General features: G+C 49.7%; 13 protein-coding genes. 12 read left to right on the forward strand and 1 reads right to left on the reverse strand.

The features are described from left to right. The first annotated feature begins 285 nt into the window (after positions 1–285). Positions 286–1,074, forward strand: a complete 789-nt coding sequence (locus tag FND36_01780; protein QDW72877.1) for a (S)-ureidoglycine aminohydrolase — start codon at positions 286–288, stop codon at positions 1,072–1,074. A gap of 51 nt (positions 1,075–1,125) precedes the next feature. Here the strand turns inward: FND36_01780 and FND36_01785 are convergent, their stop codons facing one another. Continuing rightward, complete coding sequence (locus FND36_01785) at positions 1,126–2,025, reverse strand: alpha/beta hydrolase (GenBank protein QDW72878.1); 900 nt, start codon at positions 2,023–2,025, stop codon at positions 1,126–1,128. 376 nt (positions 2,026–2,401) lie between these two features. Between FND36_01785 and FND36_01790 the strand changes: the two genes are divergently transcribed. The 11 genes from FND36_01790 (at position 2,402) to FND36_01840 (ending at position 21,376) form a co-directional block, all read left to right on the forward strand. Continuing rightward, positions 2,402–3,190 (forward strand): (S)-ureidoglycine aminohydrolase, encoded by a 789-nt coding sequence (locus FND36_01790; protein QDW72879.1) that lies wholly within the window; start codon positions 2,402–2,404, stop codon positions 3,188–3,190. 82 nt (positions 3,191–3,272) lie between these two features. After that, the gene (gene allD / locus FND36_01795) at positions 3,273–4,325 is read left to right on the forward strand and encodes an ureidoglycolate dehydrogenase (protein QDW72880.1); all 1,053 of its coding nucleotides are present in this window, start codon (positions 3,273–3,275) and stop codon (positions 4,323–4,325) included. A 19-nt stretch (positions 4,326–4,344) separates the two neighbouring features. Next, positions 4,345–7,350: an acyl-CoA synthetase FdrA gene (gene fdrA, locus FND36_01800; GenBank protein ID QDW72881.1), complete on the forward strand. Its 3,006-nt coding sequence runs from the start codon at positions 4,345–4,347 to the stop codon at positions 7,348–7,350. Between the two features lie 15 nt (positions 7,351–7,365). Continuing rightward, on the forward strand, positions 7,366–8,301 hold the full coding sequence (locus FND36_01805; protein ID QDW72882.1) for a carbamate kinase: 936 nt from the start codon (positions 7,366–7,368) through the stop codon (positions 8,299–8,301). Between the two features lie 94 nt (positions 8,302–8,395). Continuing rightward, positions 8,396–10,006, forward strand: a complete 1,611-nt coding sequence (locus FND36_01810) for an L-lactate permease (protein QDW72883.1) — start codon at positions 8,396–8,398, stop codon at positions 10,004–10,006. Between the two features lie 25 nt (positions 10,007–10,031). Next, complete coding sequence (locus FND36_01815) at positions 10,032–10,232, forward strand: hypothetical protein (GenBank protein ID QDW72884.1); 201 nt, start codon at positions 10,032–10,034, stop codon at positions 10,230–10,232. Between the two features lie 36 nt (positions 10,233–10,268). Next, entirely contained in the window at positions 10,269–11,510 is a 1,242-nt protein-coding gene (locus tag FND36_01820) for a M20 family metallo-hydrolase (protein ID QDW72885.1), read from the forward strand. A gap of 56 nt (positions 11,511–11,566) precedes the next feature. Further along, complete coding sequence (locus FND36_01825) at positions 11,567–12,571, forward strand: FadR family transcriptional regulator (GenBank protein QDW72886.1); 1,005 nt, start codon at positions 11,567–11,569, stop codon at positions 12,569–12,571. Positions 12,572–12,837: 266 nt separating this feature from the next. Then, positions 12,838–16,707, forward strand: a complete 3,870-nt coding sequence (locus tag FND36_01830) for a DNA-directed RNA polymerase subunit beta (protein ID QDW72887.1) — start codon at positions 12,838–12,840, stop codon at positions 16,705–16,707. A 14-nt stretch (positions 16,708–16,721) separates the two neighbouring features. Beyond that, positions 16,722–20,423: a DNA-directed RNA polymerase subunit beta' gene (gene rpoC / locus FND36_01835; GenBank protein QDW72888.1), complete on the forward strand. Its 3,702-nt coding sequence runs from the start codon at positions 16,722–16,724 to the stop codon at positions 20,421–20,423. A 278-nt stretch (positions 20,424–20,701) separates the two neighbouring features. After that, positions 20,702–21,376: a zinc ribbon domain-containing protein gene (locus FND36_01840; protein ID QDW72889.1), complete on the forward strand. Its 675-nt coding sequence runs from the start codon at positions 20,702–20,704 to the stop codon at positions 21,374–21,376. Positions 21,377–21,404 lie beyond the last annotated feature (28 nt).

The following is a 21,404-nucleotide window of genomic DNA, read 5'->3' on the forward strand; positions in this document are numbered from 1 at the left end:
AGCTTTATTAAAGTATGCTCAAAAACGGAAGTAATCCACAGAACAAAGTGGAATCACTTCCGTTTTCCTTTAAATGGAGCGAGGGTATCGCTCCATCACCTAATTTGATGATTTTGCGACACCCCCAATTAAAAATGCCCTGTCCCTAATTGACAAAAGGCGGAAAAGTTTTTGTATATACTGTCTATTGCAAAAGGGAAAACAGGGTGTGACAATGAAGTTAGAAAGAGTGGATGACCACTTAGCCTTAGAAAAAGAATATAGGCAGAAGGAGAGGATTTAACGATGAGTTATTTAAATGGTCAGGTTGGTTACAGAGACGAATTACTGGATACACGTTCTATCGTGAAAAAGGATAATTATGTTTTGCTTGAGCCAGACGGACTGGTAAAAAACGCCATCCCAGGTTATGAGAACTGTGACGTGACGATCCTGGGGACGCCGGCGATGGGGGCGTCTTTCGCGGATTATCTGGTAACGGCCCATGAAGGCGGGAAGAATCCTGGTCTGGGAGGGGAAGGGCTGGAAACCTTCCTGTATGTGCTGGAAGGAACGGTGACGGTAAAGAACGCGGATCAGGAAGCGGAGCTTACCGAGGGAGGATACATCTTTTCCCCAGAGAGCAGCCTGGTGTCATTTGAGAATAAGGGAAACGAAGACGCGAAATTGTACGTATACAAACGCAGATATGACAGGATCGAAGGCTACAGCGCCCGCACAGTAGTAGGAAATACAAATGAGATGGAGTGGGTAGAATACGAGGGAATGGACAACTGCCACATCAAAGACCTGCTTCCGGCGGCGGGAGACTTTGGTTTTGATATGAACATGCACATTCTGAAATTCAAACTGGGAGCGTCCCATGGCTATATCGAGACCCATATCCAGGAGCATGGGATGTACTTCCTGTCCGGGAAGGGAATGTACCGTCTGGACAACGACTGGGTACCGGTAAAGAAAGGGGACTATGTATTCCTGGACGCGTATGTGCCGCAGGCGTGCTACGCGGTAGGAAGAGAAGAGGAATTTGCGTACATTTACTCCAAAGACTGCAACAGAGACGTGAAATTATAAAAATTTCAATTGGGGCCGGGGGATTTTTAAAAATCCCCCGGCCCTAATTAATTAGATTTTGTATGTATCTGGCCATTCGATTTTCTTATTTTCCTGCTGGGCCAGGAATTTTATAACAGCTTCTAATAACCTTCCTGTAAATGCGTTTGACTCATCCCGGTCGAAATCGTGCATATCGCAGGAAGCGATAAAACGCTGGGCATTGTATCGGCTGCACAGTTCCAAGAATTCGTTATAAGGAACGTCTGGATCTTTGATGCTGTGGGCGCAGAACAAGGGGCAGGGGAATTTCTCGCAGGTGCGCAGAGAATAGTCCAGGAAAAAATACTTCTTCCGCCCTTCATACAATAGATCCGCCCATTTCCCGGTCTGCCGGGCGTAAACATAGACGCTGTAGTGGGTGTCCAGATCGCCGGCGGCGTGGATATCCTGGGGAACTGCGTCCAGACAGGAAGCCGGTACCGATGGAAGGGAGCAATAATATTTACTGGGGGAATCAAACCATCCGTCGCAGAGAAAACCATATCCGTAGAAAGAAAGGACCGCTCTTGGCAAAATAGTCAGATTTCCTTTCGCGGCGGCCAGAAGGCAGAGGTAGGCTCCGGCAGAACGGCCCCACAGATAATAGGGAAGAAGCCTGCCAAAGCGGCCGGGGCTTTCTTCTATAAAAGACTGGATTGAGGCGCATACATCTCCCAGGATCATGTCCAGTTTGGCGGCCGGGGCCAAAGGATAGTCAAAAGCGATAATCGCGTATCCGGCCTGAGTCAATGTGTTTAGATGAAGCAAGGGGAGATCGTGGCGGTCTCCATATAGAAGGCCTCCGCCGTGAAAATATAAGATACATCCGCGAAGCTCCTGGTCTGTATCGAGATAATCGGTATCAAGATAAATAGTCGCATATTTAGAGAACAGAGAGCCGGACAGCTCCCAGTCGGTTTTGTGAAGCATGAGAGGACTTCCTTTCTGTATATGATGTACCGTCAGACAACGGCTCTATCATCTATCCTAACACAGAAGGAAATGGAGAACAAGGCGCAAAAGGATAGCTCCTTACTCCGGCAGAGAAAGAAATTGAATTGATAAAAATATAACAAAAAAATATTGAGAAAATTTTAGCAAAATTTTAAGCCGAAAATAGAGCGGATTTCAGGACGGCGATAACGATAAGAGAACCATATAAGCAGAGTAAACAAAAAGAGGTCGTTGTTTTGTATAAAATGTCAATTGAAAAAACAAAAGTGTATTGTCATAATGAAAATATAAAAACTGGTTGACCACAAACAGATTTAGAAAAAGATTTTAGGTAGAAGGAGAGGGTTTAAGGATGAGTTATTTAAATGGTCAGGTTGGTTACAGAGACGAATTACTGGATACACGTTCCATCGTGAAAAAGGATAATTATGTTCTGCTTGAGCCGGACGGACTGGTAAAAAACGCCATCCCAGGTTATGAGAACTGTGATGTGACGATCCTGGGGACGCCGGCGATGGGAGCGTCTTTCGCGGATTATCTGGTAACGGCCCATGAAGGCGGGAAGAATCCTGGTCTGGGAGGGGAAGGGCTGGAAACCTTCCTGTATGTGCTGGAAGGAGCGGTGACGGTAAAGAACGCGGATCAGGAAGCGGAGCTTACCGAGGGAGGATACATCTTTTCCCCAGAGAGCAGCCTGGTGTCATTTGAGAATAAGGGAAAAGCAGACGCGAAACTGTACGTATACAAACGCAGATATGACAGGATCGAAGGCTACAGCGCCCGCACAGTAGTAGGAAATACAAATGAGATGGAGTGGGTAGAATACGAGGGAATGGACAACTGCCACATCAAAGACCTGCTTCCGGCGGCGGGAGACTTTGGTTTTGATATGAACATGCACATTCTGAAATTCAAACTGGGAGCGTCCCACGGCTATATCGAGACCCATATCCAGGAGCATGGGATGTACTTCCTGTCTGGAAAGGGAATGTACCGTCTGGACAACGACTGGGTACCGGTAAAGAAAGGGGACTATGTATTCCTGGACGCGTATGTGCCGCAGGCGTGCTACGCGGTAGGAAGAGAAGAGGAATTTGCGTACATTTACTCCAAAGACTGCAACAGAGACGTGAAATTATAAGATGCCAGGGGCAAAAGGTCCCCACTGAGTAAAAGATCCTAAGGAACAGATTGCAAATAAAAAAGAAGGATGGTTTAGAAAAATGAGACTTTCACGGAATGAGTTAAAAGACTTAATGAAGAATAAGATGGCCAAGGCGGGGCTGAAAGAAGATCATGCGGAGACCGCGGCCGAGATTCTGACCTGGGCGGATGAAAGGGGATATCATTCTCATGGCGCGGTGCGTGTAGAATACTACAGCGAGCGGATTGCCAAAGGAGGTATCACCGCGGATCCGAAGATTACCTGGAAAGAGAACGGTCCCTGCAGCGGTATCCTGGATGGGGATAATGGATGCGGCTATGTGATCGCGAAACTGGGAATGGAGAAAGCCATCGAGATGGCGAAGAAAAACGGAGTCGCGATCGTAGGCATGAGCAACCTTTCCCACAGCGGATCTCTTGGTTATTACACAGAGATGGCGGCCAAAGAAGATCTGGCAGCGATTTCATTCTGCCAGTCAGATCCGATGGCAGTGCCTTACGGCGGAACAGAGCCGTACTATGGAACGAACCCTATCTCCTTTGCGGCTCCAACAGCAGATGAGAGAATGGTTGTCTTCGATATGGCTACCACCGTTCAGGCTTGGGGAAAAATCCTGGACAAACGGTCTCGGCATGAGTCAATCCCGGACAGCTGGGCGGTAGATGAGGAAGGCGCGCCGGTGACAGATCCAAACAAAGTAAACGCGCTTCTTCCGATCGCGGGAGCAAAAGGCTACGGCCTGATGATGATGGTAGATGTATTCAGCGGCGTGCTTCTTGGAGTTCCTTTTGGAAAACATGTAAGTTCTATGTACCATGATCTGTCCAAGGGAAGAGAATTAGGCCAGATGCACATCGTCATCGATCCGGCCAGATTTGTAGGCATTGATGAGTTTAAGAAAAACATGTCTCAGGTATGTGATGAGCTGAGTCAGATGAAACCGGCGCCAGGCCACGACAAAGTATACTATCCTGGAGAGAGAGCGGTCATGAGACGGGATCAGGCTTATGCGGAGGGCGGTATTGAGATCGTAGATGAGATCGTAGAATATCTGAAGAGCGATGACATCCATTATGACAGATATGACCACAAAAACAGGTTTGCGGAGTAAGTAAAGGAAAGGAGAAATTATGTTAAAGACAATCGTAAAAAAAGGAAGCTACCATGACTCTGTTGTTCTGATGCTTCTCACCAATCAGATTTCAACAATTGAAGGTGTGAAGAAAGTTTCTATTATGATGGCTACGCCAGCCAACAAGGATATTTATAAACAGAGCGGCCTCGCCACAGATGAACTGATGGAAGCCACAGCCAACGATATGGTTGTTGTCGCGGATGTGGACGATGACAGTCTTCTGGATAAAATCATGGACGAGGTAGACGAGTTCTTCAAGAAACAGTCTACTACAGAAGGCGATAAGAAAGGCGCTGAGAGCGTGAAGTCCTGGGACAAGGCTCTGGAAAAGCAGCCGGACGCCAATCTGGCAGTGATCTCCATTCCTGGCGCTTACGCGGCTCTGGAAGCAGACCGCGCGCTGGACGAGGGACTTAATGTATTTATGTTCAGCGATAACGTGGCGCTGGAAGATGAAGTGAAATTAAAGAAAAAGGCTCACGAAAAAGGACTTGCTGTGATGGGACCGGACTGCGGTACCGGAATCATCCAGAGCGTGCCGATCGCCTTTACCAATAAAGTTGCGCCAGGGTCTATCGGGATCATCGGAGCTTCCGGAACAGGTATCCAGGAGTTGACTACGATTATCGACCGTCTGGGAGAAGGCGTGACCAACGCCATCGGAATCGGCGGACGTGACCTGAACGCGGCAGTTGGCGGAATTACCATGATGGATATGATCGACGCTATGGAAGACGACGATGCGGTGAAGGTGCTGATCATCGTTTCCAAGCCGCCGGCAAAAGAAGTGCGTGACAAGATCGCCGCACGCCTCAGCAATTTCAGCAAGCCCATTGTGACGCTGTTCGTAGGTGAGAAACCAGAATACCATGAGGAAAACTTCTATCACGCGTATACACTGGATGAAGCTGCCCGTCTGGCAGTCAGCCTGGTAAGAGGCACAGAAATCCCAGAAGCAACGGTAGATGTAGATGAATCCCAGTTCTATAAAGCAGAAGACAAGAAGACCATCAAAGCTTACTATTCTGGCGGCACGCTGGCCAATGAGGCGGCTATGCTGATCAAGGACGCCATGGATGTAAAGGTTCCGCCGGAGGATATCGAAGGCTACATGCTGCAGCTGGACGGCAATGTGGTAGTAGACTTAGGAGACGATGCGTATACTCAGGGAAAGCCCCATCCGATGATCGACCCGGCAAAACGAATCGAGTGTATGCAGGAGGCTGTGGATGATGAATCTACAGGAGCCGTTCTGTTCGATATTATGTTAGGATATGGTTCTCATGAAGATATGGCTGGAGCGCTCCTTCCAACCATCAAAGAGCTGATGGCGAAGGCGGAAGCCGCCGGAAGAAAAGTATTCTTCGTAGGAACCGTATGCGGAACCAGAAGCGACTTCCAGGGCTATGATGAAGCGGTCAATAAGCTGAAAGAGGCAGGCGTGATCGTATGCGAGAATAACAAGCTTGCATGCCGGACAGCCATCCGGGCGATCGGAAGAGATTTTAAAGAGCCGGTAAAAGAGGTTCGTCCTAAGACAGTCGTAGATTTCCCGAAGGCCGCGCCTTCCGACAAACTGCGCGCGCTTCTGTCCGAGAAACCAAAGATCATCAACATTGGTCTTAAGAGTTTCGCGGAAGTAGTAGAAGAGTTTGGCTGCGATGTAGTCCAGTATGACTGGATGCCGCCGGCAGGTGGAAATCTGAAGCTGATCAAGATCCTGAATTTCCTGAGAAATTATGAAGGACTTGACGAGAAGAACAGGGAAGTGACGGCCAAAGTAGTTGCAAGCCAGCCGGTCCTGAAAGACAATGTGCGGGCGAAAGAAGTGATTCCGGAGCTTCGGGAAGGCAAAGTGATCCTTCACGCGGGTCCTCCGGTAGAATATAAGAATATGCCGGATCCGATGCAGGGTTCCTGTGTAGGCGCGGTTCTGTTCGAGGAATGGGCGGACAACGAGGCGGACGCAAGGAAAATGCTGGAGAATGGAGAGATCAAGTTCATCCCCTGCCATCATGTAAACGCGGTAGGACCAATGGGCGGCATCACATCTCCCAATATGGCAGTCTTTGTAGTGGAAAATGAAACTGGCGGAAACAGGGCTTACTGTACCATGAATGAAGGTATCGGCAAAGTACTCCGGTTTGGCGCATACTCAGAGGAAGTGATCGAGCGTCTTCGCTGGATGCGGGACGTCTTAGGCCCAACACTTGGAAAAGCTCTGCGTTCGATGGAGAACGGTCTTGCCATTAATCCGCTGATCGCCAAAGCGGTGGCGATGGGAGACGAGTTCCACCAGAGAAATATCGCAGCTTCTCTTGCCTTCCTGAAAGAAGTGGCTCCGATCATCACTAAGATGGATATGGATGAGAAAGACCGTTACGACGTGATCAAGTTCCTGGCTGATACAGACCAGTTCTTCTTAAATATTATGATGGCAACCGGTAAGGCGGTTATGGACGACGCCCGTACCGGTACGGATGGAACCATCGTGACTGCGATGTGCCGGAATGGTTATGAATTTGGTATCCGCATCGCCGGCATGGGAGACGAGTGGTTTACAGGTCCGGTCAATACTCCGCAGGGATTATACTTCACCGGATATGACGGCGAGGACGCCTGCCCGGATATGGGAGACAGCGCCATTACAGAGACCTTTGGCGTGGGCGGTATGGCTATGATCGCCGCTCCGGCGGTTACTAGATTTGTGGGCGCCGGCGGATATGAGGACGCCCTGCGTACCAGCAATGAAATGATGGAGATCGTTATCGACCGGAATCCGAACTTTACCGTTCCAACCTGGAATTTCCAGGGAATCTGCCTTGGTATCGATGCAAGACTGGTGGTAGAGAAAGGAATCACGCCTGTGATCAATACAGGTATCGCCCACAAGATCGCCGGATATGGACAGATCGGGGCCGGTACTGTTCATCCGCCGATCGAATGTTTCGAGAAAGCGATCGAAGCGTACGCGAAGAAGCTGGGATTTTCTGAGGAATAGAAGGGAGGGATCCTGATGGAAAGAAAGAAGGTTGTCATTGCCCTTGGAGGAAATGCTCTTGGAAAAGATGTGGAAGAGCAGAAAGAAGCGGTAGCAAAGACGGCGAAGGTCATTGTTGACCTGGCCCAGCAGGGCCTGGATATCATTGTGACTCATGGAAACGGTCCCCAGGTGGGGATGATCCAGGACGCCATGGACAATCTGGTATGTATGCATGAGAACTATAAGCAGATCCCTCTGCCCACCTGTGTGGCCATGAGCCAGGGATATATTGGGATCGACCTGCAGAACGCCATCAAATACGAACTTTACGAGCGGAATATCGACGGCAAGGTATCCACTATCCTGGCCCAGGTAGAAGTGGATAAGGACGATGAGGCGTTCCAGCATCCAACTAAGCCTATTGGACGTTTCTTGAGCAAAGAGGAAGCGGAGGAAAATGAGGCTAACGGCGTTCGCTGTATGGAGGATGCCGGGAGGGGCTACCGTGTGGTAGTGGCCTCTCCTATGCCCAAAAGGATCCGGGAACTGGAGACGGTGCGCACCTTGGTAAACGCGGGACATATTGTGATCACCTGTGGAGGCGGCGGAATTCCGGTAGTCAGTGAAAAAGGGAAATTGGTAGGAGTGAACGCGGTCATTGATAAGGACAATGCCAGCAGTCTTCTTGCTTCCCAGATTGGCGCGGATTACCTGGTGATCCTGACCGCGGTGGAGAAGGTGGCCATCAATTTTGGAAAAGAAAACCAGGAATGGCTTTCCGATCTGACGGTAGAACAGGCCAAAGAGTACATTGCCCAGGATCAGTTCGCGAAAGGATCTATGCTGCCTAAGATCGAGGCGGCTATCCGGTTCGCCCAGTCCGGCGAGGGGCGGCGTACGCTGATCACCCTGCTTGACAAGGCGGCTGACGGCATAGCCGGAAAGACGGGAACGGTGATCCATTCCTGAGATAAAAAGAGTTGAAGTGAGATCAAAAAGGGAAGCTCCCGGCTGGAATGCCGGGAAGCTCCCTTTGATGTCATAAGAGAGTAGGAGACGGGATATGAATATACCAACAAATCTGTTTATGTGGATAATGGCGTTTCTGCCGATTATCGTACTATTGATCTTGATGATAAAATTCCAGTGGGGAGCTACAGAAGCGGCGCCCATTGGGCTTTTGATTACGATTTTTACAGGAATCGTGTTCTACAAGGCGGATCTTGCATTGATCGCTTCTCAGAGCGCGAAGGGAGTGTGGAGCGCGCTTCCCATCCTGTTGATCATATGGACGGCCATTCTGATGTATCAGGTGGGGGATGAGGCAAAGGCATTTCTGGTAATCCGAAATGGAATGAGGAAACTGCTTCCCAATGAACTCCTTCTGGTTCTGGCTATGGGCTGGGTGTTTGAAAGTTTTCTTCAGGGAATTACCGGATTTGGTGTTCCGGTGGCGGTGGGAGCGCCGCTTCTGATCGGCATCGGCGTAAAGCCCATGTGGGCGGTGATCATTCCGCTTCTGGGCCAGGCTTGGGGAAATACCTTTGGAACTTTGGCGGCCGGCTGGGATTCTCTTGCTATGTCAGCGGGATTGCAGGCCGGAAGCGGTGAGTATCTGGCGACAGCCCTCTGGGCGGCGGCGTTCCTGTGGTTCTGGGATGTGGTGACCGGAGCTGCGGTGTGCTGGTTCTACGGAAAGGGAAAGGCGGTAAAGAAGGGGCTTCCCGCGGTTATCGTCCTGACCTTGATCCAGGGCGGCGGAGAGTTAGCGCTGACTCAGGTGAATACCACCCTGTCCTGTTTTGTTCCGTCCTGTATCTCCCTGGTAGTGATCATGCTGCTGGGGCGGCTGAAGATGTATAAGGAAGAATGGAGCATCGCGGACAGCGGCATCATGAGGCGGGACTCAGTGGAAGGAGAAAACGACGACGCGCCGGCGGATATGACCTTGATCCAGGCGTTCGTTCCTTACATCCTTTTGTCCGCTCTGACGCTGATCGTATTGCTGGTAAAACCGGTCAACACATTTTTGGGCCAGTTTACCATAGGCTTCGCCTTCCCGGAGACGGTTACCGGATATGGCTATGTGAACGAAGCGGTGGAGAGTTATTCTCCGCTTGCGCCCTTTACCCATGCAAGCATGTTCCTTTTCATTGCGGCGATCATAGGAATCCTCTATTATAAGAGTCACGGATGGATCAAAGAAGGCGGTGTAAAGCGTGTGTTCATAAAATCCGTTTCTATGACTATGCCGTCCGGCATCGCGGTGATCGGGCTGGTCATCATGTCTATGATCATGAGCGGAACAGGACAGACGGTGGTGCTTTCAGACGGTATCGCGGGTGTGCTTGGAAAAGCATATGTGGTGCTGGCTCCATTTGTAGGACTTCTTGGAACCTTTATGACAGGAAGCAATATGAGCTCCAATATTCTCTTTGGCGACTTCCAAATGACCACAGCCAATCTTCTGTCTGTCAACAGTTCCGCGATTCTGGGAGCACAGACGGCTGGCGGCGCTATCGGCGCGGCGGTAAGCCCCAGCAAGATCATCCTTGGGACGACGACGGCAGGCATCTTGGGCAGAGAAGGAGAAGTCATGAAAAAATTGCTTTCGATCACAGTTCCGGCAACGATCCTCATCGGCGCCGTTACCTTCCTGCTGATCTGCTTATAAAGGGAAAATGGAGGTGTGGCATAAGATGGAAAAGAATAGTTTTTTTAAGACAAAAGAAGGCGGGCTGACCATTGCGTTTCTTGCAATTATGGCGGCGTTTGGTATAATTATGGTAGGGCTTAACGCATCGAATGATGTGATATGTATGATCGGTTTTTTAGTGATTGTCGCAGCAATGCTGTATTCTCCATTTAAGGTCTATATCCTGGACCGGAGAAAGAAGTAATCAACAGACCTATAAAGATCAAAGGAGGAAAAAACAATGGGTGTTGAAGAGATTACGGGAAGAATTGCGAGAGATTTGGAGCATTTGAAGAGCTTTACAGCGACTCCGGGAAATGGGTGTACCAGGCTTCCATTTACCAAAGAGGCGAGAGAAGCGGTCAACTACTTGAAAGAGATCATGGAAGAGGCGGGACTCGAAGTGAGAGAAGACGCGGCCGGCAATGTGATCGGCGTCCTGAAAGGAGAAGACTCCTCTAAGCCCTGTGTGATGATGGGATCTCACTATGATTCTGTGGTAAACGGCGGAGATTTCGATGGGATCGCGGGAGTGGTCTGCGCCATCGAGACAGCCAGGCTGCTGAAAGAAAAAGGAATTGCTCCCAAGCGGGATTTTGTTGTGGTAGGTTTCTGCGATGAAGAAGGTATGCGCTTTGGAACCGGCTACTTTGGATCTGGCGCGATGCTGGGCCACAGAGATGTAGAATATTGTAAGAAATTCAAAGATACGGATGGAATCTCCATCTATGACGCTATGAAAGGCTATGGTCTGGATCCGGAGAAAGTAACAGACGCGAAATGGCCAGACGGATCTATCGGATATTTCCTGGAGGCCCATATCGAGCAGGGACCGGTCCTGGATGCGGAAAATATCGAGATCGGGCTGGTTGACTGTATCGTGGGAATCCAGAGATATATGGTGACCGTTCACGGAAGAGCGGACCATGCGGGAACGACACCTATGGATATGCGAATGGACGCGGTAGACGCGGCGACAAAAGTCATTTCCAAGATTCCGGACTGGGCGAGGGAGAAGGCCGACGGCACAGTCGCTACCACAGGCTACATCAATACCGTTCCGGGCGGTATGAATATTGTGGCGGAAAAGGTGGAATTTACCGTGGATATCCGCTCTAAGAATAACGACAACATTAATGATATCGCCAACCGGATGCGCGCGGCGCTGGATCGGGAAGTCAAAGAAATGGGCGGCAGCTATGAGATTGATACCAAACTGGTGATCACTCCGGTCAATCTGTCCCAGGATATGCTGAAGATCATGGAAGAGGGCTGCAAGGAGCACGGATACAGCTATAAGTATCTGCCAAGCGGAGCCGGACACGATGCTTTGGAGATCGGACAGGTGCTTCCCACAGTTATGCTTTTTGTGCCAAGCAAAGAGGGCAGAAGCCATTGCCCGGTAGAATTTACCAAGTACAGTGATTTCGCGAAAGCGGCCACGATCATGGAAGAACTTGCGGAGAAACTCTTAAGCGAGTAGGAGAAAAGACCTGCGGGAAATGAAAGAAGCATGGAAGGGCAAAAGAGAGGTTTGTTATGACGGTTGAGAAGATGAGCCCCACATATAAGAAAGATAATATCCGGCTGCTGAGACGTTATCTTGGATTGACTCAGAAAGAGTTTATCAGCCAATTTCTGTCCAGCGAGGATGGAAAAGAAAGCATGAGCATCGCTACGCTGTCGAATCTGGAATCCAAGGGCGGCGCCCGTTTGAGCGAGGTAGTCCTTGCGGTAGCGGAGAATCTGTCGATTGATTCCATGGCTTTCTCCATGCCGCCGGAAGAATTCGCGGAACAGCTGGAAGTGATCCTGCCGGGAGACGGGGAGTCGGACCAGATCCGCAAAAACGCGGAGAAGAAAGGAAATATCAACCGCCTGTTATACCGTCTGACTATGTATTTCTCAGAACAGCTTCTGGAGAAAAAGCTGAAAAAAGGTGATAAGATAGAATCCGACCGGGTACTGGCCCAGAAGATGGACGTAGGCCGGTCGGCTATCCGCGAAGCCTTGAAGGTACTTGATGTACTCGGAATGATTGATATTCATCCGGGACAAGGTACGTATATCAGCAGCAGCGAGACCAATTTCTTTATCATCCCGTTGTCCTGGTCCTTGTTCCTGAATGGAAATCAGACAGAGGATATCATTACAGTCCGCAATATCTTGGAGGTAAAGGCGGCGCAGCTTGCGGCCGCGTGCAGCAGAGATGACAGGCTGGGAAGGCTGTATGACAGTTCCTATAAGATCCACAAGGCGTATATGGAACGGAATTACAAGGAATTCCTGGACGGCGATCTGGAGTTCCACATCTGCATCGCGGAATGTTCCGGCAATCAGGTGATCTACAGTATGATCCAGACCATCAGCAATCTGACCCGGCGTATCAGCGGCAGCGGAATGGTGGACGAGGAACAGCTAAAGGAGATCTACGAGGAACACCAGCGGATCTATGGTTTTATCCTGGCTCACGATTCCATCGGAGCCGGGAAGGCGATGCAGGCGCATTTGGATAAGTCTTTGCGCAGGTACAATTATAGGTAGAAAATAGAGAACAGGCTGGCTGGAAATGGCCAGTCTGTTTTTTAAGGCTTTAGTAGCGAGCATCTGAGAATTTCTCTCAAATTTCCTTGAAAAGTTGTTGACAAGCTAAAAAGTTTTGTGCTATATTTAAAAATGCACTATTGTGGAAAGCTATGCCATATTGTTGCGAAAAAAACTGCTTGACAAAGCCGTTTTCAATGAGTTTGCAATGTTTTTGGGGCATTGACGCAGCCCACAAAAAAATAAATGAGGAGTGAAACGTCAATATGGAGAAAAACAGAATTCGTCCTATCAAAAGCGGAAAAAGTTCACGCATGAGCTATTCCAGGCAGAAAGAAGTTCTTCAGATGCCTAATTTGATCGAAGTCCAGAAGGATTCTTATCAGTGGTTTCTGGATGAAGGATTAAAAGAAGTATTTGATGATATTTCTCCCATCGCTGATTACAGCGGTCATCTGAGTCTGGAATTTGTTGATTTTACCCTGTGTGAGGATGACGTAAAGTACTCGATCGAGGAATGTAAGGAGCGCGATGCCACCTATGCGGCGCCTTTGAAAGTAAGGGTAAGGCTCCACAACAAAGAGACGGATGAAATCAACGAACATGAGATCTTTATGGGCGATCTGCCGCTGATGACCAGCACAGGAACCTTTGTGATCAATGGCGCGGAGCGTGTCATTGTAAGTCAGCTTGTGCGTTCGCCGGGAATCTACTATGCGATCACACATGACAAGCTGGGAAAGAAGCTGTATTCATGTACGGTCATCCCAAACCGCGGCGCGTGGCTGGAATATGAGACTGACTCCAATGACGTTTTTTATGTGCGTGTAGATAGAACCAGAAAGGTGCCGATCACGGTGCTGATCCGTGCTCTTGGAATCGGTACGAACCCAGAGATCGTAGAATTATTCGGAGAAGAGCCGAAGATCCTGGCAAGCTTTGAGAAAGACGCGGCTACCAATTACCAGGAAGGACTTCTGGAACTGTATAAGAAGATCCGTCCGGGAGAGCCTTTGGCGGTGGACAGCGCGGAAAGCCTGATCACCAGCATGTTCTTTGACCCAAGGCGGTATGACCTTGCCAAAGTGGGACGGTACAAATTCAACAAGAAGCTGATGTTCCGCAACCGCATCGCGGGCCATGTGCTTGCGGAAGATGTGGCAAGCCCTCTTACCGGCGAGATCCTTGCAGAAGCGGGGACAAAAGTGACAAGAGAATTGGCGGACATCATCCAGAATTCGGCGGTTCCGTTTGTGTGGATCGAAAGACCGGAAGAAGAGCGCAGCATCAAAGTGCTTTCTAATATGATGGTGGACCTGCAGTCTGTCGTAGATATTGATCCCAAGGAAGTAGGCGTGACAGAACTGGTATATTATCCAGTGCTGGCCGGAATCCTGGAAGAGACGGCAGGAGATGTTGATGAGCTGAAAGAAGCGATCCGCAGAGATATCCACGACCTGATCCCGAAACACATTACGAAGGAAGACATCCTTGCTTCTATTAACTATAATATGCATTTGGAGTATGGACTTGGCAATGATGATGATATCGATCATCTTGGAAACCGGCGGATCCGCGCTGTCGGCGAACTCCTGCAGAATCAGTATCGGATCGGCCTTTCCCGTTTGGAAAGAGTAGTCCGTGAGAGAATGACCACCCAGGACCTGGAGGGAATCTCCCCGCAGTCCCTGATCAACATTAAGCCAGTAACGGCGGCGGTGAAGGAATTCTTTGGTTCCTCCCAGCTGTCCCAGTTTATGGATCAGAATAACCCGCTGGGTGAGCTGACGCACAAGAGACGTCTCTCCGCCCTTGGACCGGGAGGTCTGTCCAGAGACCGGGCCGGATTCGAGGTGCGTGACGTACACTATTCCCACTATGGAAGAATGTGTCCGATCGAGACGCCGGAAGGTCCCAACATCGGTCTGATCAACTCACTGGCATGCTACGCAAGGATCAATCAGTATGGATTCGTGGAGGCTCCGTACCGCAAGATCGATCACTCTGATCCGGAGAACCCGGTGGTTACCGATGAAGTTGTATATATGACGGCGGACGAAGAAGATAATTACCATGTGGCTCAGGCCAACGAGCCTTTGGATGCGGATGGACATTTTGTCCATAAGAACGTTTCAGGACGTTACCGGGAAGAGACGCAGGAATACGAGAGGAAAATGTTCGATTATATGGACGTTTCCCCGAAGATGGTCTTCTCTGTGGCGACAGCATTGATCCCCTTCCTGGAAAATGACGATGCCAACCGTGCCCTGATGGGTTCCAACATGCAGCGTCAGGCAGTGCCGCTTCTGATGACCGAGGCTCCGGTAGTAGGAACAGGTATGGAAGAAAAGGCTGCTGTGGACTCCGGCGTATGCGTGATCGCGGAGGAGGACGGCGTGGTAGAGCGCTCTACTTCCATAGAGATCCACATCCGTCAAAACGACGGCAATCTTAAGAAATATAAACTGGCGAAATTCGTCAGAAGCAACCAGAGCAACTGTTATAACCAGAGACCGATCGTATTCAAGGGAGATAAGGTAAAAGCCGGCGACGTGATCGCGGACGGTCCTTCTACCTCCAATGGAGAGATGGCCCTTGGAAAGAATCCGCTGATCGGTTTCATGACCTGGGAAGGTTATAACTACGAGGATGCGGTCCTGCTCAGTGAAAGACTGGTGCAGGATGACGTGTACACCTCTGTGCATATCGAGGAATACGAGGCAGAGTCCCGTGATACCAAGCTTGGGCCGGAAGAGATCACCCGGGATATCCCAGGCGTAGGCGACGACGCCCTTAAGAACTTAGACGAGCGGGGAATCATCCGCATCGGAGCAGAAGTACGTGCCGGGGACATCCTGGTAGGAAAAGTGACGCCGAAGGGCGAGACAGAGCTGACCGCGGAAGAGAGACTCTTAAGAGCGATCTTCGGAGAGAAGGCCAGAGAAGTCAGAGACACATCTTTGAAAGTGCCTCATGGAGAATATGGAATCGTTGTGGACGCAAAAGTTTTCACCAGGGAAAATGGAGACGAACTGTCTCCAGGCGTCAATCAGTCTGTGCGTATCTATATCGCCCAGAAGAGAAAGATCTCTGTAGGAGATAAGATGGCCGGACGTCACGGAAATAAAGGTGTTGTTTCCCGTGTGCTTCCGGTGGAGGATATGCCGTTCCTGCCAAACGGACGGCCTCTGGATATCGTGCTGAACCCGCTGGGCGTGCCTTCTCGTATGAATATCGGGCAGGTGCTGGAAATCCATCTGTCCCTGGCGGCAAAAGCCCTTGGATTCAACATTTCCACCCCGGTTTTCGATGGGGCGGATGAGAATGATATCATGGATACCCTGGATCTGGCCAATGACTATGTAAACTTAAGCTGGGAAGAGTTTGAGGCAAAACATAAAGAAGAACTTCTTCCTGAAGTGCTGCAGTATCTCTATGATAACCGGGATCACAGAAAACTCTGGAAAGGCGTTCCGATCTCCAGAGATGGAAAAGTGCGCTTGAGAGACGGACGTACGGGTGAATACTTCGACAGTCCGGTCACCATTGGACACATGCATTACCTGAAGCTGCACCACCTGGTTGACGATAAGATCCATGCCCGTTCCACAGGACCGTACTCTCTGGTAACCCAGCAGCCGCTGGGAGGAAAAGCCCAGTTTGGAGGACAGCGTTTTGGAGAAATGGAGGTGTGGGCTCTGGAGGCATACGGAGCATCTTACACCTTGCAGGAGATCCTGACCGTGAAGTCCGACGACGTAGTGGGACGTGTGAAGACCTACGAGGCGATCATCAAGGGAGAGAACATCCCAGAACCAGGAATCCCAGAATCCTTCAAGGTACTGCTCAAAGAGCTGCAGTCCTTAGGATTGGATGTGCGTGTCCTGCGTGATGATAATACAGAAGTAGAGATCATGGAAACGGTAGATATGGGTGAAACCGATTTCCGTTCCCTGATCGAAGGCGATAAGAAATACGGCAGAGAGGACAACCTGGGAGAGCATGGCTACACCGAGCAGGAATTCCAGAATGAACAGCTTGTGGATGTAGAAGAAGAGGCTGAAGAAGACGAGTTCGAGATCGAATTCGAAGAAACTGATGATTTCGCATATAATGATTTTTCAGATAACGAATAGGAAGGGGTGCCAGTATGCCAGAAAATAACAGGGAACAAACGTATCAGCCAATGACCTTTGACGCGATCAAGATCGGTTTGGCATCACCTGAGAAGATTTTGGAGTGGTCCAGAGGAGAGGTTACAAAACCGGAGACCATTAACTATAGGACCTTGAAACCAGAGAAAGACGGTCTGTTCTGCGAGCGTATCTTTGGACCCAGCAAAGACTGGGAGTGCCACTGCGGAAAGTACAAGAAGATCCGCTATAAAGGCGTAGTCTGCGACCGATGCGGCGTAGAGGTGACCAAATCCAGCGTGCGCCGGGAACGGATGGGGCATATTGCCCTTGCGGCTCCGGTGTCACATATCTGGTACTTTAAGGGAATTCCAAGCCGTATGGGACTGATCCTGGATCTTTCCCCAAGAACCTTGGAGAAGGTGCTGTACTTTGCCTCTTATATCGTACTGGATAAAGGAGAGACAGACCTTCAGTATAAGCAGGTCCTGTCAGAGCAGGAATACCAGGAAGCAAGAGAGAGCTGGGGCGGCGCTTTCCGTGTGGGAATGGGCGCTGAGGCCATCCAGGAGCTTTTGCGGGCCATTGACCTGGATAAAGAATACACAGAATTGCAGGAAGGCTTAAAAGGCGCTACTGGCCAGAAACGTGCCCGTATCGTGAAACGTCTGGAAGTAGTGGAAGCTTTCCGTGAGTCCGGCAACAAACCGGAGTGGATGATCATGACCAATATCCCGGTCATCCCGCCGGATCTGCGGCCCATGGTACAGTTGGACGGCGGACGTTTCGCCACCAGCGACTTAAATGACCTGTACCGTCGGATCATCAACCGCAATAACCGTCTGAAACGCCTGCTGGAGCTGGGCGCGCCGGACATTATCGTAAGAAATGAGAAGAGAATGCTTCAGGAGGCGGTAGACGCTCTGATCGACAACGGCCGTCGGGGCCGTCCGGTCACTGGCCCAGGAAACCGGGCGCTGAAGTCTCTTTCCGACATGCTGAAGGGAAAATCCGGACGTTTCCGTCAGAACCTGCTTGGAAAACGTGTGGATTATTCCGGACGTTCTGTTATCGTGGTAGGACCGGAGCTGAAGATCTATCAGTGCGGTCTGCCTAAAGAGATGGCGATCGAGCTGTTCAAGCCCTTCGTTATGAAAGAGCTGGTACAGAATGGAACCGCTCACAATATCAAAAACGCTAAGAAGATGGTAGAAAGACTTCAGCCAGAGGTATGGGATGTGCTGGAGGAAGTGATCAAGGAGCACCCGGTTATGCTGAACCGTGCCCCTACGCTGCATCGTCTGGGTATCCAAGCGTTTGAGCCGATTCTGGTAGAGGGTAAGGCGATCAAGCTGCATCCGCTGGTATGTACAGCGTACAACGCAGACTTTGACGGAGACCAGATGGCGGTGCATCTGCCGCTGTCCGTAGAAGCCCAGGCAGAATGCCGGTTCCTTCTGCTGTCTCCGAATAACCTGCTGAAACCTTCTGACGGAGGTCCGGTGGCAGTTCCGTCACAGGACATGGTACTGGGAATCTATTATCTGACCCAGGAGCGTCCGGGAGCGCTGGGAGAAGGAAAATCCTTCCGCAACGTAAATGAAGCGATCTTAGCCTATGAGAACGGAGCTTTGACACTGCACTCCAGGATCAAAGTAAGAGTGACCAAGACCATGGCGGATGGAACAGAGAAATCTGCGATCATCGAGTCTACCTTGGGAAGATTCCTCTTTAACGAGATCATTCCTCAGGATCTTGGATTTGTAGACCGTGAGGTAGAAGGAAATGAACTGCTTCTGGAAGTAGACTTCCATGTAGGAAAGAAACAGCTGAAGCAGATCCTGGAAAAGGTCATCAACACGCATGGTTCCACAGCTACGGCGGAAGTGCTGGATGCGGTGAAATCCATCGGTTACAAATATTCTACGAGAGCTGCTATGACGGTATCCATTTCTGATATGACGGTGCCGCCGCAGAAACCGGAGATGATCCAGAAGGCTCAGGATACGGTAGACCGGATCACCAAGAACTATAAGCGTGGTCTGATCACAGAAGAAGAGCGTTACAAAGAAGTGGTAGAGACCTGGAAAGCAACAGACGATGCTTTGACAGAAGCGCTGCTTACCGGACTTGACAAATACAACAATATTTATATGATGGCGGACTCCGGAGCCCGTGGTTCCGACAAGCAGATCAAACAGTTGGCGGGTATGCGCGGACTGATGGCAGATACCACAGGACGTACCATTGAGCTGCCGATCAAGTCCAACTTCCGTGAAGGTCTGGACGTACTGGAATACTTCATGTCTGCCCACGGAGCCAGAAAGGGACTTTCCGATACGGCTCTTCGTACCGCCGACTCCGGTTATCTGACAAGACGTCTGGTAGACGTTTCTCAGGAGCTGATCATCCATGAGAGAGACTGTGTGGAGAAGGGCGAAGAGATTCCGGGTATGTATGTGAAAGCGTTCCTGGATGGAAACGAAGAGATCGAAAGCCTGCAGGAGAGAATCACAGGGCGGTATCTGTGCGAGGATATCAAAGACAAAGACGGCAACGTATTGGTAAAAGCCAACCATATGGTAACACCAAGACGCGCGGAACTGATCATGAAGAAAGGCGTGGATGAAAACGGCGAGCCATTAAAGAAGATCAAGATCCGTACCATCCTGACCTGCCGTTCCCACAATGGAATCTGCGCAAAGTGTTATGGCGCCAACATGGCTACCGGAGAACCGGTGCAGGTTGGTGAGGCGGTTGGAATCATTGCCGCCCAGTCCATTGGCGAGCCCGGGACTCAGCTTACCATGCGTACCTTCCATACCGGCGGCGTGGCAGGAGACGATATCACACAGGGTCTTCCCCGTGTAGAAGAGCTGTTTGAGGCGAGAAAGCCGAAAGGTCTGGCGATTATCACAGAATTCGCCGGCACGGCTACGATCAATGATACAAAGAAAAAGCGCGAGGTCATTGTTACTAACGAAGAGACGGGAGAGACCAAAGCGTACCTGATCCCTTACGGATCTCGGATCAAAGTGACGGACGGCGCCCAGCTTGAGGCCGGCGACGAGCTGACCGAAGGAAGCGTCAATCCGCATGATATCCTGAAGATCAAGGGCTTGAGGGCAGTACAGGATTACATGCTTCAGGAAGTACAGCGTGTATATCGTCTCCAGGGTGTAGACATCAATGACAAGCACATTGAGGTTATCGTACGGCAGATGCTGAAGAAAGTCCGTATTGAGGATGCGGGAGATTCTGAATTCCTGCCGGGAACCAATGTTGATATCCTGGAATTCGAGGACATGAATAAGAAATTGGAGGAAGAAGGGAAAGAACCAGCCACAGGCGAGCAGATCATGCTTGGTATCACCAAGGCTTCTCTTGCAACCAATTCCTTCCTGTCGGCGGCATCCTTCCAGGAAACCACTAAGGTCTTAACAGAAGCGGCGATCAAAGGGAAAATTGATCCGCTGGTAGGCCTGAAGGAAAATGTAATCATCGGAAAGCACATTCCAGCCGGAACTGGTATGAGAAAATACCAAGACATCCGTCTGGAAAGCGAGGAATCACTGAACAATGAGGAAGCTTATTTGGATCTGGAAAGCGATTATGAGGATGCAGAGATCGCGATGACAGATCTGGAGGATAATCTTCAGGAAAGTGTTCCGGAGACGGAACAGGCGTTGGAGGATTCGCCGGAGTTGGTTGAGAGCTAAACAGACACGGCCGCTGCTATACTGGAGAGAGACGGCATAGCAATAAAGAATAAGAAAATATAAAAGGTTAGAACACAGTGATAAGAAGCAGCTTCATGATCTTAAAGATCATGGAGCTGTTTCCATTTCGGCTGTGAAAATTTATAGAAAAAATTTTAATTTTATGAAACTTTTTTGCGGGCAGCCTTGTCTAAGTAAATGAACAGGGGGATGAAAGAGTCCTGTTGAGAAAATCTAAGAGTCAGACAAGAGAGAAAACTAAAGGAGGATATGAAAAGATGAAATGTAAGTTTTGCGGACACGAGACAACAGAAGGAGATAAGTTTTGCGGGAACTGCGGAAAACCGGTTGGACCTGCCGCTCCCACACCTCCAATTCAGAGAAGAAAAGAAACATCCGGCAAAATAGGAAAGAAGGAAAAAATAATTATTCTCGGCGGTGTGATCGGCGTTTTGATTCTGGGGATTATAGTAACGGCTAGTATCCATAACCATAATCAGTGGGAGAGGCAGGCGCAGGAACAAGCAAAAAGGGAGAAAGAAACACAGGAATATTATGAAAAGTCATCAGAAGAATACGAACAGGCGGAAGCAGAATTCCAGAAAAGAATGCAGTTCCCGGAAAATCAGGAAAGTACAGCGGTCATGAAGGAGCTGCAGGGAACATGGCACTCGATATCTACAGATGACGATCGAAGCCTTACTTTTGAAGAAACAAATACATTTTCTGGTTATACAGAGGATAGGGATTACATAAACGGACAGTACAAGATCGATACGGAGGCGAATATAATCTATCTGATTTTTGAAACCAGAAGCGCCGCTTCTTCTTATGACAATATGGATGAATATATCAATGAAGCCACCGATCAGGTCTATTATGGATATACTCAGGAGGGAGAACTTATATTGGAGTATGATAATAGGAAGTTTCGTAATCTTGTTGTAAGATAAAGAATAGGTGAGAATAAGGAGGAAAGGA

This window comes from Lachnospiraceae bacterium KGMB03038, assembly GCA_007361935.1.
Taxonomy (GTDB): Bacteria; Bacillota; Clostridia; order Lachnospirales; family Lachnospiraceae; genus Massilistercora.

What these genes read in the sequence shown, in the direction of transcription:
- fdrA (QDW72881.1), top strand. Translation starts at nt 4,345, where the DNA reads ATGTTAAAGACAATCGTAAAAAAAGGAAGCTACCATGACTCTGTTGTT.
- FND36_01785 (QDW72878.1), bottom strand. Translation starts at nt 2,025, where the DNA reads ATGCTTCACAAAACCGACTGGGAGCTGTCCGGCTCTCTGTTCTCTAAA.
- FND36_01820 (QDW72885.1), top strand. Translation starts at nt 10,269, where the DNA reads ATGGGTGTTGAAGAGATTACGGGAAGAATTGCGAGAGATTTGGAGCAT.
- FND36_01780 (QDW72877.1), top strand. Translation starts at nt 286, where the DNA reads ATGAGTTATTTAAATGGTCAGGTTGGTTACAGAGACGAATTACTGGAT.
- FND36_01790 (QDW72879.1), top strand. Translation starts at nt 2,402, where the DNA reads ATGAGTTATTTAAATGGTCAGGTTGGTTACAGAGACGAATTACTGGAT.
- allD (QDW72880.1), top strand. Translation starts at nt 3,273, where the DNA reads ATGAGACTTTCACGGAATGAGTTAAAAGACTTAATGAAGAATAAGATG.
- FND36_01825 (QDW72886.1), top strand. Translation starts at nt 11,567, where the DNA reads ATGACGGTTGAGAAGATGAGCCCCACATATAAGAAAGATAATATCCGG.
- FND36_01815 (QDW72884.1), top strand. Translation starts at nt 10,032, where the DNA reads ATGGAAAAGAATAGTTTTTTTAAGACAAAAGAAGGCGGGCTGACCATT.
- FND36_01840 (QDW72889.1), top strand. Translation starts at nt 20,702, where the DNA reads ATGAAATGTAAGTTTTGCGGACACGAGACAACAGAAGGAGATAAGTTT.
- FND36_01805 (QDW72882.1), top strand. Translation starts at nt 7,366, where the DNA reads ATGGAAAGAAAGAAGGTTGTCATTGCCCTTGGAGGAAATGCTCTTGGA.
- FND36_01830 (QDW72887.1), top strand. Translation starts at nt 12,838, where the DNA reads ATGGAGAAAAACAGAATTCGTCCTATCAAAAGCGGAAAAAGTTCACGC.
- FND36_01810 (QDW72883.1), top strand. Translation starts at nt 8,396, where the DNA reads ATGAATATACCAACAAATCTGTTTATGTGGATAATGGCGTTTCTGCCG.
- rpoC (QDW72888.1), top strand. Translation starts at nt 16,722, where the DNA reads ATGCCAGAAAATAACAGGGAACAAACGTATCAGCCAATGACCTTTGAC.